The organism is Flavobacterium sp. ov086 (assembly GCF_900187965.1).
Taxonomy (GTDB): domain Bacteria; phylum Bacteroidota; class Bacteroidia; order Flavobacteriales; family Flavobacteriaceae; genus Flavobacterium.
The window spans coordinates 66,405-82,457 of the sequence record NZ_FZNL01000007.1 but is presented as its reverse complement, the minus strand read 5'-3'; the positions used below and the strand labels follow the sequence as shown (position 1 = coordinate 82,457).

At 37.1% G+C, this 16,053-nt stretch carries 11 protein-coding genes; 9 read left to right on the top strand and 2 right to left on the bottom strand.

Annotation, left to right across the window (positions count from 1 at the left end; all coding sequences use genetic code 11):
* Positions 1 to 90 precede the first annotated feature (90 nt).
* Together CHB81_RS09875 and CHB81_RS09870 are read right to left on the bottom strand one after the other, a co-directional pair.
* Positions 91 to 1,644 carry an aldehyde dehydrogenase family protein gene (locus CHB81_RS09875; RefSeq protein WP_089351733.1) on the bottom strand — a complete coding sequence of 518 codons (1,554 nt, stop codon included), beginning with the start codon at positions 1,642 to 1,644 and terminating at the stop codon, positions 91 to 93.
* Positions 1,645 to 1,841: 197 nt separating this feature from the next.
* Positions 1,842 to 2,657, bottom strand: a complete 816-nt coding sequence (locus tag CHB81_RS09870) for a DUF1338 domain-containing protein (protein WP_089351732.1) — start codon at positions 2,655 to 2,657, stop codon at positions 1,842 to 1,844.
* 188 nt (positions 2,658 to 2,845) lie between these two features.
* On the opposite strand from CHB81_RS09870, the gene CHB81_RS09865 reads away from it, so the two are divergent.
* The 9 genes from CHB81_RS09865 to CHB81_RS26840 all read left to right on the top strand — a co-directional run.
* Positions 2,846 to 3,316, top strand: coding sequence for an Lrp/AsnC family transcriptional regulator (locus CHB81_RS09865; protein WP_089351731.1), 471 nt, complete (start codon positions 2,846 to 2,848; stop codon positions 3,314 to 3,316).
* 589 nt (positions 3,317 to 3,905) lie between these two features.
* Positions 3,906 to 4,340 (top strand): META domain-containing protein, encoded by a 435-nt coding sequence (locus tag CHB81_RS09855; protein ID WP_089351729.1) that lies wholly within the window; start codon positions 3,906 to 3,908, stop codon positions 4,338 to 4,340.
* Positions 4,341 to 4,745: 405 nt separating this feature from the next.
* Positions 4,746 to 5,606 carry a LuxR C-terminal-related transcriptional regulator gene (locus tag CHB81_RS09850; RefSeq protein WP_089351728.1) on the top strand — a complete coding sequence of 287 codons (861 nt, stop codon included), beginning with the start codon at positions 4,746 to 4,748 and terminating at the stop codon, positions 5,604 to 5,606.
* Positions 5,607 to 6,576: 970 nt separating this feature from the next.
* Positions 6,577 to 7,116 (top strand): phage tail protein, encoded by a 540-nt coding sequence (locus tag CHB81_RS09840; protein WP_089351726.1) that lies wholly within the window; start codon positions 6,577 to 6,579, stop codon positions 7,114 to 7,116.
* Positions 7,117 to 7,156: 40 nt separating this feature from the next.
* Entirely contained in the window at positions 7,157 to 7,693 is a 537-nt protein-coding gene (locus tag CHB81_RS09835) for a phage tail protein (RefSeq protein ID WP_089351725.1), read from the top strand.
* 18 nt (positions 7,694 to 7,711) lie between these two features.
* A complete protein-coding gene (locus CHB81_RS09830) occupies positions 7,712 to 8,251 on the top strand; it encodes a phage tail protein (RefSeq protein ID WP_089351724.1) in 540 nt (179 codons plus the stop codon).
* Positions 8,252 to 8,322: 71 nt separating this feature from the next.
* Complete coding sequence (locus CHB81_RS09825; RefSeq protein ID WP_141130386.1) at positions 8,323 to 9,453, top strand: hypothetical protein; 1,131 nt, start codon at positions 8,323 to 8,325, stop codon at positions 9,451 to 9,453.
* Complete coding sequence (locus tag CHB81_RS09820) at positions 9,450 to 10,388, top strand: formyltransferase family protein (protein WP_089351722.1); 939 nt, start codon at positions 9,450 to 9,452, stop codon at positions 10,386 to 10,388. Before CHB81_RS09825 ends, CHB81_RS09820 begins: the two co-directional genes overlap by 4 nt.
* 14 nt (positions 10,389 to 10,402) lie before the next feature.
* The coding region (locus tag CHB81_RS26840; RefSeq protein WP_217899725.1) for a hypothetical protein at positions 10,403 to 16,053 on the top strand (5,651 nt) is incomplete at its 3' end.

The window sequence follows — 16,053 nt, the reverse complement described above, 5'->3', positions numbered from 1 at the left end:
GGCCAGTGGTGGTAAAACACTGACCTGATAAATTAAGGTATTCTCATTCTTGGGATTTTGATTTTGTATAAGCTTTAGTTCTAATTCGGCTTATAAATCAAATTTTATTCCTTGTGCTAATGGCAAACTTGTAGTGTAGTTAATGGTATTCGTTTGTCTTCGCATGTAAACTTTCCAGGCATCAGATCCGGATTCTCTTCCTCCGCCTGTTTCTTTTTCTCCACCAAAAGCGCCTCCAATTTCAGCACCTGATGTTCCGATATTTACGTTTGCAATACCGCAGTCAGAACCTGTAACAGATAAAAACAATTCGGCCTCTCTTAAATTATTTGTCATAATCGCCGAAGACAATCCTTGTCCTACACCGTTTTGGATTGCAATAGCATCCTCTACAGTTCCTGAATATTTTAATAAGTACAATACTGGAGCAAAAGTTTCGTGTTGTACAATTTCAAATGAGTTATCAGCTTCTGCAATTGCAGGTTTTACATAACAGCCGCTTTCGTAACCTTCTCCCGAAAGCACGCCGCCTTCAACAAGGATTTTCCCTCCTTCGGCAACCACTTTTTCAAGAGCTTGATTGTACATTTCAACAGCATGTTTGTCGATTAGCGGACCAACGTGATTCTTTTCGTCCAATGGATTTCCAATACGTAATTGCTTGTAGGCCGAAACTATCGCATCTTTAACTTTGTCATAAATACTTTCGTGAATAATCAAACGACGTGTCGATGTACAACGTTGTCCTGCAGTTCCTACCGCGCCAAAAACAGCTCCAATAACAGTCATTTTAATATCAGCATCCGGCGTTACAATAATCGCGTTGTTTCCACCTAGTTCTAATAATGAATTTCCTAAACGTCCTGCAACTACCTGCGCTACGATTTTACCCATACGAGTAGAACCTGTAGCCGAAATTAACGGCACGCGTTTATCGCTTGTCAACATCTCTCCTATTTTGTAATCGCCATTGATCAAACAAGAAATTCCTTCCGGAAGATTGTTTTCTTTGATAACTTCAGCAATAATGTTTTGGCAGGCAATTCCGCAAAGAGGTGTTTTTTCGGAAGGTTTCCAAACGCAAACATCTCCGCAAATCCAAGCCAAAGCCGTATTCCAAGCCCAAACTGCTACCGGAAAGTTAAATGCCGAAATGATTCCAACAACTCCTAACGGATGGTATTGCTCGTACATTCTGTGTCCAGGGCGCTCCGAGTGCATCGTTAATCCGTGTAGCTGACGCGAAAGTCCTACTGCAAAATCACAGATATCGATCATTTCCTGAACTTCTCCGTAACCTTCCTGCAAGGATTTCCCCATTTCATAGGAAACCAGTTTTCCTAAAGCTTCTTTATTTTTGCGCAATTTTTCTCCAAACTGACGAACGATTTCTCCACGTTGTGGCGCTGGCATTACTCTGAATTGTTTGAAAGCAGCCGTAGCCGATTCCATTACTTTCTCATAATCAGCGGCAGTCGAAGTTTTAATTTTTCCAATTAATTCTCCATCAACCGGAGAATAACTTTCTAAGATATCTCCGTTAGAAAAATTGTTTACTCCCGTTGAAGTTCCTTCGTTAATTTCCTTTATTCCTAATTGGTCTAAAGCCTCTTTAATTCCGAATCCTAATTCTGTTTCTGTCATCCTGACTTTTTATTAATTTGTTATGCTGCTTTTATCAAAAAACAAGATTATTTTTAACTTCCTTGGTTCATTATCCTGCAAGGTTTTTTTAACCTTACAGGTTTTAAATATTAATTTTTGAATATAGTTATACCTACAAGGTTTAAAAAACCTTGCAGGAATAGTAACTTCTGTAAAAAACTTGTTTTGGTATTTTATTATTTGGTTTCCTGCAGCTTTACATCTGTACTTTCAAATATTTTATCAGCAGATGAAGCCACAAATCCTTGGTATAATTCTCCGTTTGCCATTGGGTAACGAAGTGCAAATTCATAATAACAAGACGGAATTTCAATCGCTCCTTCTTCAAAATCTACCACATACAAATCAGCCAATGTGCTTGATTGTTCCAGTAATTGTTCTGGAGTTCCTTTGATTTTTCCTCCAGATGCGTTTAGTTTCCATCCGCTTTCTTCTAGGAAGTTGTTTAATTCTTCTAATGTTTTAAACTCTTTTAAAGCATTAGTATTTATAGTAAAGTGATTGGCTCTAAAACCGTAAACGTACATCCATGCAGCATATTCAGATTCCTCTAATAAAGTTTTGTAGATCTTTTGAGAGTTTCCTTTCCAAACAGAACCGCTTAAAACCAATTCAGGATCATTGAATACATTTTGATCACAGCTGTTCAATATATTCTGTACTGTTTCCTGCAATTCAGTTGAACATTTTTCTAATTCTAATTCAGAAATAAAAATTCTTGGAGCGCTTTTATCCGTTGCATGCTCATAATGTTTTGCATATAATTTTTTGGTTTCAAAATTATATTCGCCTTTTGCCTCATAACCAACATTTAAAAAAGGTTTTTCTAATACCTCAATATTAACACGTTTATCATTGAAAGTACGAATTGCGATATGGTCATTCTGGATTTCTTCACCTCTGTCTTCTAATAATTCATGTATTTTTCTTGCAGATGGAGTAATATCAGCATATTGCTCCCATAGTTTCGTAAGTAATTGATCTTTATCCATTTCAGTTATGTTAAAATAATGTTATTATGACACAAATCTATATATTTTACTGTTAATATAACACTCAATTGATACGATTATTTACAACACGACATATTTTATGATAAATTTTGTATTTTTGACACTTTGAAAAGGAGTTTTAACAAAAGAATTGTCAAAATTGTAGAATCAATAAACAAATACGGGCTATGGCGAGCATTAAGAAGAATGAAAATACTGACTATTTAGATCGAGAAATCATACAAAAGCTGAGTGAGAACGGAAGAATACCATTTTCTGACCTCGCAAAGGAATTAAACATCTCCAATTCATTGGTGCATTTACGAGTAAAAAAATTGCAAGAAGCGGGAGTTATTACAGGTTTTTCTGTAAAGCTAAATCCTAAAGAACTTGGTTTTGAAACCATTACCTATACCGGAATCGTTACCAAAGAAGCTCGTTATTCGTATTCGATTGCCGAAAAATTAAAAGAAATTCCAGAAGTAATAGAATGTCATTGGGTTTCGGGAAAATATGCTTTATTTATAAAAATTGTATCGGTAAACAACGAAGAACTACGTAAGATTCTATACGAACAAATTCACCAAATTGAAGGTGTTGGAAGCACAGATTCGTTTTTTTCGTTTGGCGCTGCGTTTGATAAGAGTTTGCCGGTTTAAGAATTAGACTCGTAGAAGAAAGATTATAGAAGAAAGACGTAAGAAGCAAGACTTGAAAAGCAAATGTCATTAAGTTAAGCTTTTAAAAAATAAAATTTAATCTCGTAAAATCGAAGCTTAAACACAATATTGTCATTTCGACGAAGGAGAAATCACACGCGGGATTCGGCAAAGATTGGTGATTTTGATTGCAGAGTTTCTAGTGTGATTTCTCCTCCGTCGAAATGACAAAACTTTGCGACTTAGCGCCTTTGCGCGAGATTTCTTCGCCAAATAAAATTATTACAAATCAAATCCGTTTTTATCAGCGTTTTCGCTTTAGCGAATCAGTAAAATCAGCGTCTAATTTTGACGCGGATAAAACAGATTTACTTTGTAAAAACGCTGATAAAAACGGATTTTTCTAATTACTTTCTTAATTAAACTTTTAAGTAATTTTATAGATTTCCCCTTAACTTAATGACATTGCCCTACGGACTATATATTCTGAAATTAAAACGAAAATGAATATCAAAAATTAAAATTAGGCATCGTTTTTGGAGTGAATTCTATTAATAATTACTAAATTTATGTTCTAAAATCATTTTTTATGAAAAACTACATCTTACTATTTGTTGCTGTTTTAGCACTATCATTTAATTCTTGTTGTACAAAGAAGACTGCTACAGCTGCTTCTGCTCTTTACAATACAACCTGGGAATTAGAATATATTTCTGGCCCGCGTATTGCTTTTAATGGTTTATTCCCTGATAAAAAGCCATTTATCAAATTTGATGAAAGTAAAAATGAAGTTTCGGGAAATGCAGGCTGTAACGGATATAGTGCACCTTATACTTTAAAAGGAAATTCTCTTACTTTTGGAGAACAAGGTCCAACAACAATGATGTATTGCGAAGGCGGTGGTGAGCAAACATTTACACAAATGATCAGAACAATCGATTCGTACTCTATTGATAAAGACGGAAAACTAAATTTGTTGGTGAAAGACGTGCCAATGATGAGATTTAAAAAAGTAGTTAAATAAGTCAAAATCATTTCAACTTATATAAAAGGATTCTTCGATATTGAAGAATCCTTTTTTTATGTAAAAAAATCATTAAATAAGAATATACACAAAAAAAGAAGTCCTAATTACTTATCATCGTGTCGTATTTATTTTATAATTTTACATTTCCAAATAAAAAAATCAACTTCTTTTTACAAGCCCCGTAGAAACCTTTTATTCCATTTTTTTGATGAAAATCTTTCTCTTTGAAAGAAAAGCTTAAACTCTTTTTCAGAAAAAATAATCGCACATAATAAATTTATTTCATGACAGAAAAAAACCTTTTTATGGCATATTTTTCTTTCTGCAATAAAAAGATATTTAATTTTAAAAACGAATTAAAAAACAAGATAACGCAGGCAAAATATTACTCCCCAAAACAAAATGCTTGACAAGAAAACAATATTGATTGGATGTGATGATACTATGGTTCTAGCCAAAGTATTAAATATTGTGTCTGCAATATCCGATTTTACAATTTCAACCGTTTCCGTTTCAAGAGCCGCCGATTTAAACCCTACCGCAGAATCATTAAATCCCGATTTAATTTTTTTGTGTTTCAGAAACAACCAATCCATTATAAACGATCCTAATTTTAATTCCTGCAAAGACGGTATTCCAATTTTATGCTTAACAAAAAGTGATGAATGTGAATCGCTCTTCTGGTCAAAAAACTGTATTGTTTTTACGTATTCTTACAATCATTTGCATAACACCGAATACTTAATTTATAGAATCAAATCTATATTTCGTCTCAAAAAAGGGAAATCGAGAACTAACATACCAATCTCTTTTGTAGAAGCAGCATTTCAGAAAAATAACACCAATCAGCTAAGCCATTATGTAATGGAACTTGATCAAAAGATTGAAGTACTTTTAAAGGTTAAAGAACGCATTTCGTATCTCTATCCTAACGTAGACGACAGTACAAGAATAGAATTAATGTCTATCGTAAATTCTATAAAAACGGTCGCCAACGATAATAAACTCTGGGATGATTTTAAGATTTATTTTGAACAGTCGAATCCCAATTTTCTTTTAGCTCTAGCCAAAAAACATCCTTCTCTAAGCTCCAAAGATTTAAAATATTGTTGCTACATCAAAATGAATATGAGCAACAATGACATCACAAATCTCCTTGGAATCAATCAGGAAAGCGTACGAACTCACAAATATCGCCTGAAAAAGAAATTGACTCTTAAAAAAGAACAGGATATTATCTCGTACCTGAGAACTGTTTCTTAAAAAATTCCTCCCATAATGGATTAAAACCCATCTCTACAATATATTTTGTTCCTTCGGAGCTGCTCAAAAAATCTAGGGCTTGCTTTGTCATTGCGAAATCTTTGTCAAAGTTTAAAACTTTGACAAAGATCAAACACAAGAAATTCAATAAAGCAATCATAATCTTGTCTACGTAATAAATAGACAAAATGTATTTTGTCGATAAAACATCTATTTTGTCTATAATTTGTATACAAAAGCATCCAATTTCTTTTGTTTATGTACACGAAAGGTCCATTACCATTTTTCCGTACAAATCTAATTCTCAACTACTTTTACAATAGACATAGCTATTTTGTTTCGCTATTATATGCAATCAATTTAAAAGAAATAAGCTTCCTCTAGAGATTTCATACAATTATAATATTTTTATTATAGATGCAATCAGTTTCCACTTGCCATACTCCTAACGTCATTTTATAACTAAAATAAGAATAAACTTAAAAAACTACTGTATTACAACTAGTTATGTCATATTTTTTTATAAATTTATTATCTCAAATCAAAAGAAAACACTTCAATACAAGCCTACAAAGATATCCCTATATCAAATCTTTCAATAAAATCTCTGCATTTTGATTGAAAAACAATCAAGCTTATTCAACAATAATCAATTAAAATTAACGTGGCATTAAAAATCGATTTTATGACACGAAAAAACGGCTCTGTGTCATATTATCCAAATTTTATGCATTGGATATTTAATTTTAAAAATTGAAAGGAATAAATGATAGTGCCAGGATGTTGTAAAAATGATTGCCTTTTATTATGCTATTGAATGGTATAAAGCGCTTCAAAAAACAGGTATAAACACCTGCTTATGAGATCCTTATATAGAGTAATTTAGCATTGTATTAAAAAACTGTTATGACCTAAAAGCAGGTTTAATATAAAAGTAACTATAAATATTAACTACTAAAACCAACAAATTATGGAAGGAACAATAGGAGAAATCCGCCTCTTTGCAGGGTCATTTGCACCACGCAATTGGTCTTACTGCAATGGAAACCTAATTGCAATTCAAAGTAACACCGCCCTGTTCTCGATTTTAGGGACTTACTATGGCGGAAATGGTACCACAAGCTTTGGTCTGCCTGATCTTAGAGGGCGTGTAGCTTTAGGTAATGGACAAGGTCCTGGTTTATCTGACTACAGCCTGGGAGATATGGCTGGTGCGAGTAGCATTTCATTAACAGTTGCAGAGATTCCTCCGCATACTCACATTTCTACTGCAAATATTGCAGTTCCTGCATATTCAGATGAGGGAGATGCAAATACTCCAACCGGAAATGTTTTGGCTGCTAAAGCAAGTATGTTTAGTACAGGAGGTGTTGACACCAATCTAAAACCAATTCCTTACCCAGTAACTGTTAGTTTAGCTGGTAACGGTCAACCATTAGGACTAAATCAACCTTCAATAGGTATGAACTACATCATTTGTATGTATGGCAATTTTCCCTCTCGTTCATAACTTTTTCTGTTTACATTTTTAACTCTTAAAAAACATTATTATGGAAGGAACTATGGCAGAAGTTCGCTTATTTGCGGGTAATTTCGCACCACGTGGCTGGCATTTTTGTGACGGCTCTCAAATTAGTATAGCAGAATATGATGCGCTTTACGCTCTAATTGGTACAACATACGGCGGAGATGGAGTACAAACATTTAATCTTCCTGATCTTCGAGGCAGAATTCCAGTAGGAACAGCACAAGGAGGAGGTTTTTCAATGCTTCTGGGCCAGATTGGCGGTTCAGAATCAGTAACAATGTCAACAGCACAAATGCCGGGTCATAACCATCTGGGAACAGCTGCTATTGCCCCTCCGGTATTTTCAGGAGCAGGAACTACAGGAACACCAACTGGTACCATACTGGCAGGTTTAACAGGAGCATACTCGACCGCAGCAGGAGATACTTCCTTAAAAGCTGAAACCTCAACTGTAACCCTTGCACTAACTGGTCAGGGAGCCCCTTTTAGCATTATGCAACCCTACCTTTCAACAAATTATATTATTTGTATGGAAGGTGTTTTTCCAAGTAGAAATTAATTTAAAAAATATATAACCATGGAAGGAGTAGTATCAGAAATTCGCTTATTTGCTGCCGATTTTGCCCCTAAAAATTGGGCTTATTGTGCAGGGCAAATATTAGCAATAAGTACTAATAATGCATTGTTTAGCCTTTTGGGGACAACCTATGGCGGTAATGGTGTTCAAACATTTGCGTTACCGGATTTTCGCGGACGCGCACCTATGGGTACAGGACAATCTCCTAGTGTACCTTCATATGCATTAGGACAAGTACAAGGATCAAATACAGTAACTGCACTTATTACAAACTTACCAAGTCACAATCACTTGGGCACTGGTTCGTACGCAATGGGAGCTCTATCAGACGGAGGAGATGTAGGCACTCCAACAGGCAATAATCTGGCGTCCTTAACAGGACTTTATTCTAGTTCGCCATCTGATACTGCTCTACGTACTGTTACACCAACAATAGCAATAGGCGTGACAGGAAATAACTCACCTATACCGGTTCAACAGCCTTACTTAGGTATGAACTACATTATATGTTTGTACGGGATATTTCCTTCGAGAAATTAAACTTATTTGCCAATATAAAGGGGCTTGGCACGGATCTTCGCGCTGAGCACCCTTAACCTAACAAAAAAAATATGAATATAGCTTTACTTTTGCCCCGCTCTGTTCTTTATCCTTCAATATCATTTGATATTATGGATGGATTAAAAACCTGCTTTAAAAAATTGGGCCTTGACGGAGCACATCAAATAGTATCTGCAAATATAGGCCTTGCCGCAAAAAGCGAAGAGATTTATACTACTTGTGAAGCACTATTACTAAATGATACTGATGTAATAGTAGGATATATGAATCCTATTTCGGCTGAGTTTATTCACCCTCTTTTTGAAAGCTCTGGCAAGATATTGATCGTGCTGGATAGTGGCTATCATTTTCATTCTTTTGAAGGGAAACTATCAAATGCATACTTTCTTTCTCTACAAGGAAGTTTATGCTCACGTGCTATTGTACGTAAAGCATTTGAGGATGGTCAAAATAATTTTGCTTTTACCTGTTCGTTTTACGATGCCGGTTATCGCTCTCCTTATGCCTATGCTATTGCCGCCGAAGAAAAAGGAGGTGCAATTAGCTATAACCACATTACACCATTAAAAAAAGCTGACTTTAGCTTAGAACCATTAGCCGAATATCTCGAAAACAATAAAGATGTTGCTGTACTTGCTTCATTTTGTGGAGACATGACGGAAGATTTTTTTAGAGAAGCTAAAAAATTCGATAGCATTTTGGCTTCAAAAACATACGGAAGCGGTTTTACTGCCGAAGAATTATGGCTCAGTAAAATACCTTATCCGGGATATGACTGGAGTTGTTCAGTTCCGTGGTCATCAAAAATAGAATCAAAAGAAAATATTGAATTTGTAAATGCTATGGAAAGCATTAAAGTAAATAAAGCAAATGTTTTTTCATTATTAGGATGGGAAGCTGCTTTGTTTATTTCGATAATGAACAAAAATTCAATAGATGGGCTTATAATCAATTCGCCACGAGGATCTGTATTTATAAATCCAAATACCGGTTTCTCAGAAGCACCTGTTTATTATGCCACTGTTACCAAAAATGAAGAAACTGGCAATTGCCATCTTGATACTATAACAGAAGTAGTAAATCTTGACCAGGAAAGAGAAAGTTTACAGCAAAACATAAATGCTATAAAAGATACTTTAACCAACTCCTGGCTTAATGCTTATGCCTGTTTAGATTCATGAGTGCAAAATGCGACATAGTTGTTTTATGCAATCACCGTATGGCTTTTGCGGCTATACAAACGGTTTTTGCTATTGGCAGATTGCATAGCATTGCAATACCAATACATAATGAAGATATTAAAGAATTTTGCTTTGCATTTACCTCTCAAACAGGAGTTAATTTAGTACTTCTTGAAAAAGAAAAACTAAATATCCAGTTAGAAGAATTAACCAAAGACACTACTATAAAATATGCTTTTACGATGACATTTCCATGGAAAATACCTGCCGAAAGTATAAAACAGCATCCAAGCCTGTTTTACAATTTTCATTATGGGCTTTTACCAGAAATGAGAGGATCTGATCCTGTATTCGAAACTATTAGACAGCAAAAAAATGAAACCGGAATAAGTGTTCATGTTATTGAAGAAGAAATTGATCGCGGTGCAATTCTATTAAAAAAGAAATTACCAATAGACGTTACAATGACACATGGACTATTATGTACCAATTTATCTTATTTAGGTTCTCACATTATTCCTGAAGTATTGACTTTGCTTGAAACAAATATAGAAGGAGTTCTACAAGAAGAAACACTATCACATTATTATAAAAGACCCAATGCCTCAGATGTATGTATCAATTGGCAAAACCAAGATGCAAAATCTATAGAAGCATTAATAAGAGCCTGCAATCCCTGGAATAAAGGCGCTTATACACAATGGAACGGATGGAATATACGTATTCTGGAAGCTTCTCTAACAAGCTTTAAATCTGAAAAACCTCAAAACCCTGGAACTATTTTGAATATAAACGAAGAAAAAGGACTTATTATTCAGTGTTGTAATGAGACACAACTTCGTATAAATATTGTTTATACGGATGAAGCATTTATGAGTGGGCACAAATTGCTCATTTTTGGTATAAAAAATGGCGAGCAATTTGCCTCTTTATAATTAATCAATCTATTATGAAACATTTTTACTCTCAAATTAAAAACTTTCTAAATATCGCCTTATTCTTAGGGATATTTTTGCAAAGTTACCTGGCCAGCTCTCAAACTACTTTGGCAGTTGGAGATATTATCTTTACGGGATATGATGCGTCAACTACTCCCTCGGCTTCGCTTAGTGACAGTTATTCATTTGTACTGCTTACTAATATTTCTGCCGGTACAATAATTAGTTTTACTGACCGAGGATATACAGGCAGTGGCTGGGTAAACGCCGGTACTACAGAATCAACCGTTACATGGACTTCTGCTACCGCTATACCTATGGGTACAGAAATCTTAATTAGCGGGCTCAATGCCTCTACTTATAATCCAAGTACTACTGCCTTAACAGCGAATGGTATAGTGGCAGTTACGGAAGGAACTCCTTTAAACGGATTATCCTTATCTACCGTTGGGGATCAGATCATTGCTTTTCAAGGTGGTGGCGGTTCAATTACTGGTGGTGGCGCAAGCATAAAAGGTGGTCTCAGTTATTCAAAATGCGATGCATCTACCTCAGCTGCAACCTGGGATGTTCCTAGTGCAAGCTGTACAATTGGGCCAAGTACTTCTGTTTTACCAGTGGGTCTTACCAATGGTACAAGTGCATTTTACACGGGTACAATAAGTGGCAATGTACCACAATCTGCAAAATTTAATGGTACGGGAGTACCTTTTGCAAACGCTGCCGCAATTAGAACTGCTGTAATGAATCAGGCAAACTGGACGCTTTCTCTAACAACTCAAACTATGCCATCCGGTACTCCTTTTTTAGGAATACCTCCGGCAATTACTGTTAATCCGCCTAACAGAACGCTTTGTGAAGGTGGTACCACTACTTTCCCAATTACGGCAACTAATGCTACTGGTTACCAATGGCAAGTAAATACTGGCAGTGGATTTACAAATTTATCAAATGGCGCGCCTTATTCTGGCGTAACTACAGCAACCTTAACTATAACAAATGTAACTGCCTCAATGAGTGGCTATTTGTATCGTTGTACCGCTAGTGGTGTAGGAACTGCAAATTCTAATTCTGCTACATTAACAGTTCCTAATATAGTTGTCAGTACAACTGCTTTAACCAATGTAACTTGTAATGGTGGTAATAACGGATCTGCAACAGTTTCAGTTTCAGGAGGTTTTATTCCATATGATTATTCATGGTCCCCTTCGGGAATTACCTCGGCAACTGCCAGCGGGCTTACTGCAGGAAATTATACAGTGACTGTTACGGATAATATTGGATGTACTAAAACTTATCCTGTTAGTATAAGTGAACCTACTCTTGCAGCCTCATCGCCATCTATAACCACTCAGCCTGCAACATATATAGCCTGTGTGGGATCAACTGCAACATTTAATGTTGTTGCAACAAATACCTCAACTTACCAATGGCAGGTCGACGCCGGTTTAGGTTTTGTTAATATCACTAATGGAGGAACAAGTCCTAGTTATTCTGGAGTAACTACAGCAAATCTTAGCATTGGATCTGTTACATCAGGAATGCAAGGTTACCTATATAGAGCTGTCCTTACAAGTTCATGTTCAAATACTATAGCCTCGAATGGTCTAGCTCAATTGAATGTTAATTCATTACCGGTTGCTACAGCAACTCCGTCATCACAAACAATCTGTAGTGGAAACGCTACTAATATTGCACTAACTTCGGCCCCTACAGGAGCAACTTTTGCATGGACGATAGCCACTACAAGTGGTACTGTTAATGGAGCATCTGCCGGTTCAGGAACTGCTATTGCACAAACTTTAACGGGTAACGGTACAATTAACTATACGGTAACTCCAACTTTAAACAATTGTCCTGGTACACCAATTATAGTAACTGTTACTGTTAATCCGCTGCCAACGGCAACAGCAACTCCAGCAGCTCCAATTATTTGCAGTGGATCTTCAACAAACATTGCGTTGACCTCTACTCCTACTGGTGCCACTTTTGCCTGGACTGTTACCATGAGTGGTAGCGTTAGTGGAGCGTCCGCGGGTTCCGGGACTACGATTGCTCAAAGTCTAACAGGTGTTGGTACAGCCAATTATACGGTAACGCCAACTATAAATGGTTGTCCGGGTCTTCCTATTATAGTAACTGTAACAGTAAATCCATTACCAGTTGCAATAGCAACTCCGGCTTCAAATACAATTTGTAGTGGTACGTCTGCTAATGTAGCTTTAAGCTCAACACCAACTGGAGCTACTTTTTCATGGACAGCTGCTCTTACCAGTGGTACTGTTACCGGTTTTTCTAATAGCACAGGATCAAGTTTAAATCAGGTTCTTTCAGGTAATGGTATCGTTACCTATACTGTAACTCCAACTTTGAATACTTGTCCTGGAATTCCTATTACAATACCAATAACTGTTTTAGGTCTAACTTCAATAACTTCACATCCATCTGCAAGTGCTATATGTGAAGGAACAAATACGACTTTCTCTGTTATTGCATCAAATGCTACATCATATCAGTGGCAAGAAAATTCCGGTGCTGGTTATTCAAACATAAGTAATAGCTCTTTATACTCCGGTGCTAGTACTACAACACTTACTATAACGGGAGCTACTGCATCAATGAGTGGTTATTCGTATAGAGCTGTTGCTACAGGAACTTGTGCTCCGGCAGCAAATTCAAATGGTGCAACTCTTACAATACACAAGATCATTGCTAATCCAACACAAGTAGATGTAAGTTGTAATGGCGATACTACTGGTTCTGCAACAGTTACTCCTTCCGGAGGAACAGGATCATACACTTATCTTTGGTCTAATGGTGCAACTGGTGCAACTATATCTAATTTGGCGCAAGGAAATTATAATGTGACTATAAATGACGCTAATCTTTGTCCAACAATACAAAACTTTACTATTACGGAGCCATCTGTATTAGTAGCTACTAAAGGAGCATTTAGCGATCCAAGCTGTAATAGCGGAGGGAATGGATTTGCAACTGTATTAGCTTCAGGAGGATCTGGTGGCTATACCTATTCATGGTCTCCAGCCGGAGGTAACTCAGCAACAGCTTCAGGCTTGTCTGCAGGTACCTATACAGTTACCGTTACAGATAGCAATAACTGTACAGCAACGCAAACTTTTATTCTTTCAAATCCACTCGCTATTAATATAGCTGGTACACAAACCGATATATTATGTCATGGAGACGCATCAGGTGAAGCCAGCGTAACAGTAACTGGTGGAACACCAGGCTATACCTACTTATGGTCACCAGGCGGTGCTACAACAGATAACATTACAGGATTAATTGCAGGAGTTTATACTGTAACAGTTACAGATGCTAACAGCTGTTCAGATACAAAAACATTCATAATTACAGAACCATTAAATTCATTAGTTGCATCTCCAATTGCACAAACAAATGTAAATTGTTTTGGAGATACTACAGGATCTGCAACAGTAAGTGTAACTGGAGGAACTGGTAGCTATTCTTACTCATGGTCTCCATCTGGAGGTACAGGAGCAACAGCTTCGGGTTTACCTGCAGGAAGTTATACCGTAACTATTTTCGATGCTAATAGCTGTATGACGTCTCAGGGATTTAATATCTCCGGACCGGGAGCAGCACTTTCTGCCTCTACAAGTTCAACACCTGTTAGCTGTTTTAGTGGATCAAATGGTACTGCAACTGTAACAGTATCGGGAGGAACTCCAAATTATACGTATTCATGGGCACCTTCGGGAGGAACGGGAGTTACGGCCTCAGGACTTTCAACTGGAGATTATACTTGTACAATTACAGATTCAAATGGATGTACATTAACAAAAACTATAAATGTAGGTACTCCTACTGAAATATCTGCTACTGAGGTGCATACTGATGTTTCATGTAATGGAGGTACTAACGGATCTGCAACTGTAACTGCTTCTGGCGGAGTTGGAGGATATACTTATTCATGGTCTCCCACTGGCGGAACTGCTGCAACAGCATCAGGACTTAGTGCAGGGACTTATACTGTGACTATTCAAGATGCAAATACATGCTCACATACAATACCTGTTACTATAGGCGAACCAGCTGTTTTAACGGCTACAGCTTCCGGAACTGATGTATTATGTAATGCCGGAGCAACTGGAAGTGCAACAGCATCTGCATCTGGTGGATCTGGTACCTATACTTACGCATGGTCACCTTCTGGCGGAACTGCTGCAACTGCAACAGGACTTACTGTAGGATCTTATACTTGTTTAATTACTGATGGTAACGGATGTACTACTACAACTGCTCCTGTCACTATCAATCAACCATCAGCTTTAAGCGCCATAACAAGCCAAATAAGTGCTACCTGTACAACTGGAGGACAAGCAACTGTAACCGCAAGCGGTGGTGCAGGCTCTTATACTTATTTTTGGTCACCATCTGGTCAAACGACAGCAACAGCAACAGGATTAGCAGCAGGAAATCACTCTTGTTTAATCACAGACGCAAATGGATGTGCTCTTACCGAAAACTTCACTATCACAACCACAAATACCTTAGTTGCTGCTACAAGTCAAACTGATGTTTTATGTAATGGTACAAACACAGGTTCAGCCAGTGTAGTTGCATCAGGAGCTCCGGGACCTTTTACTTATGTATGGGCACCGTCTGGTGGAAATAGTGATACAGCGAGTAATCTTACTGCTGGTAATTATAGTGTAACAATAACTTCTCCTAGTGGCTGTTCTATTGTAAAAAACTTTACAATTATAGAACCGACACCTTTAGCAACTACTCCATCACAAATTGATTTATTATGCAATGGTGCAACTACAGGAGAAGCTTCTGTAGTTGTAACAGGCGGAACTGGGGCATACTCTTATGCATGGTCACCTGGCGGACAAACAGGTGCAACAGCAACAGGACTTACAGCAGGAACTTATACGGTAACTGTAACAGATGCTAACTTATGTCAGGCTACACAAGCATTTACAATTACAGAACCTAATGCTCTTACTGCAACAATTACACCAACACAAGTAAGTTGTAACGGAGGAACAAACGGATCTGCTACTGTAACTGCAACCGGAGGAACTGGTGCATATACTTATTCATGGTCTCCAACTGGAGGAACTGCTGCAACTGCATCAGGACTTACTGCAGGAACTTATACAGTAACTGTAACAGATGCCAATAGCTGTACTATAACACAAAGTACTACTATTACCGAGCCATCTGTATTACTAGCTTCTATAACAGCTCACAGTGATATTTCGTGCAACGGGTCTAACGATGGATCTGCAACTGTAACACCAACTGGCGGAGCAGGTTCTTATACCTATGCCTGGTTACCTACTGGTGGTTCGGCTGCAACTGCAACAGGACTTAGTCCCGGAAATTATACTGTTACTGTTACTGATGCCAATAGTTGTACTACAACCGACAATGTGACTATAATTGAGCCAGCTCTTTTAACTTCTTCTATAACTTCTCAAACAGATATTCTTTGTAATGGAGGAACTACAGGATCTGCAACTGTAACTGCAACCGGAGGAAATGGTGCATACTCTTATGTATGGTCTCCGTCTGGAGGAACTGCTGCAACTGCAACAGGGCTTAGCGGAGGAACTTATACCGTAACTGTAACAGATGCTAATAGCTGTACTTCAACTCAAACCGTTAC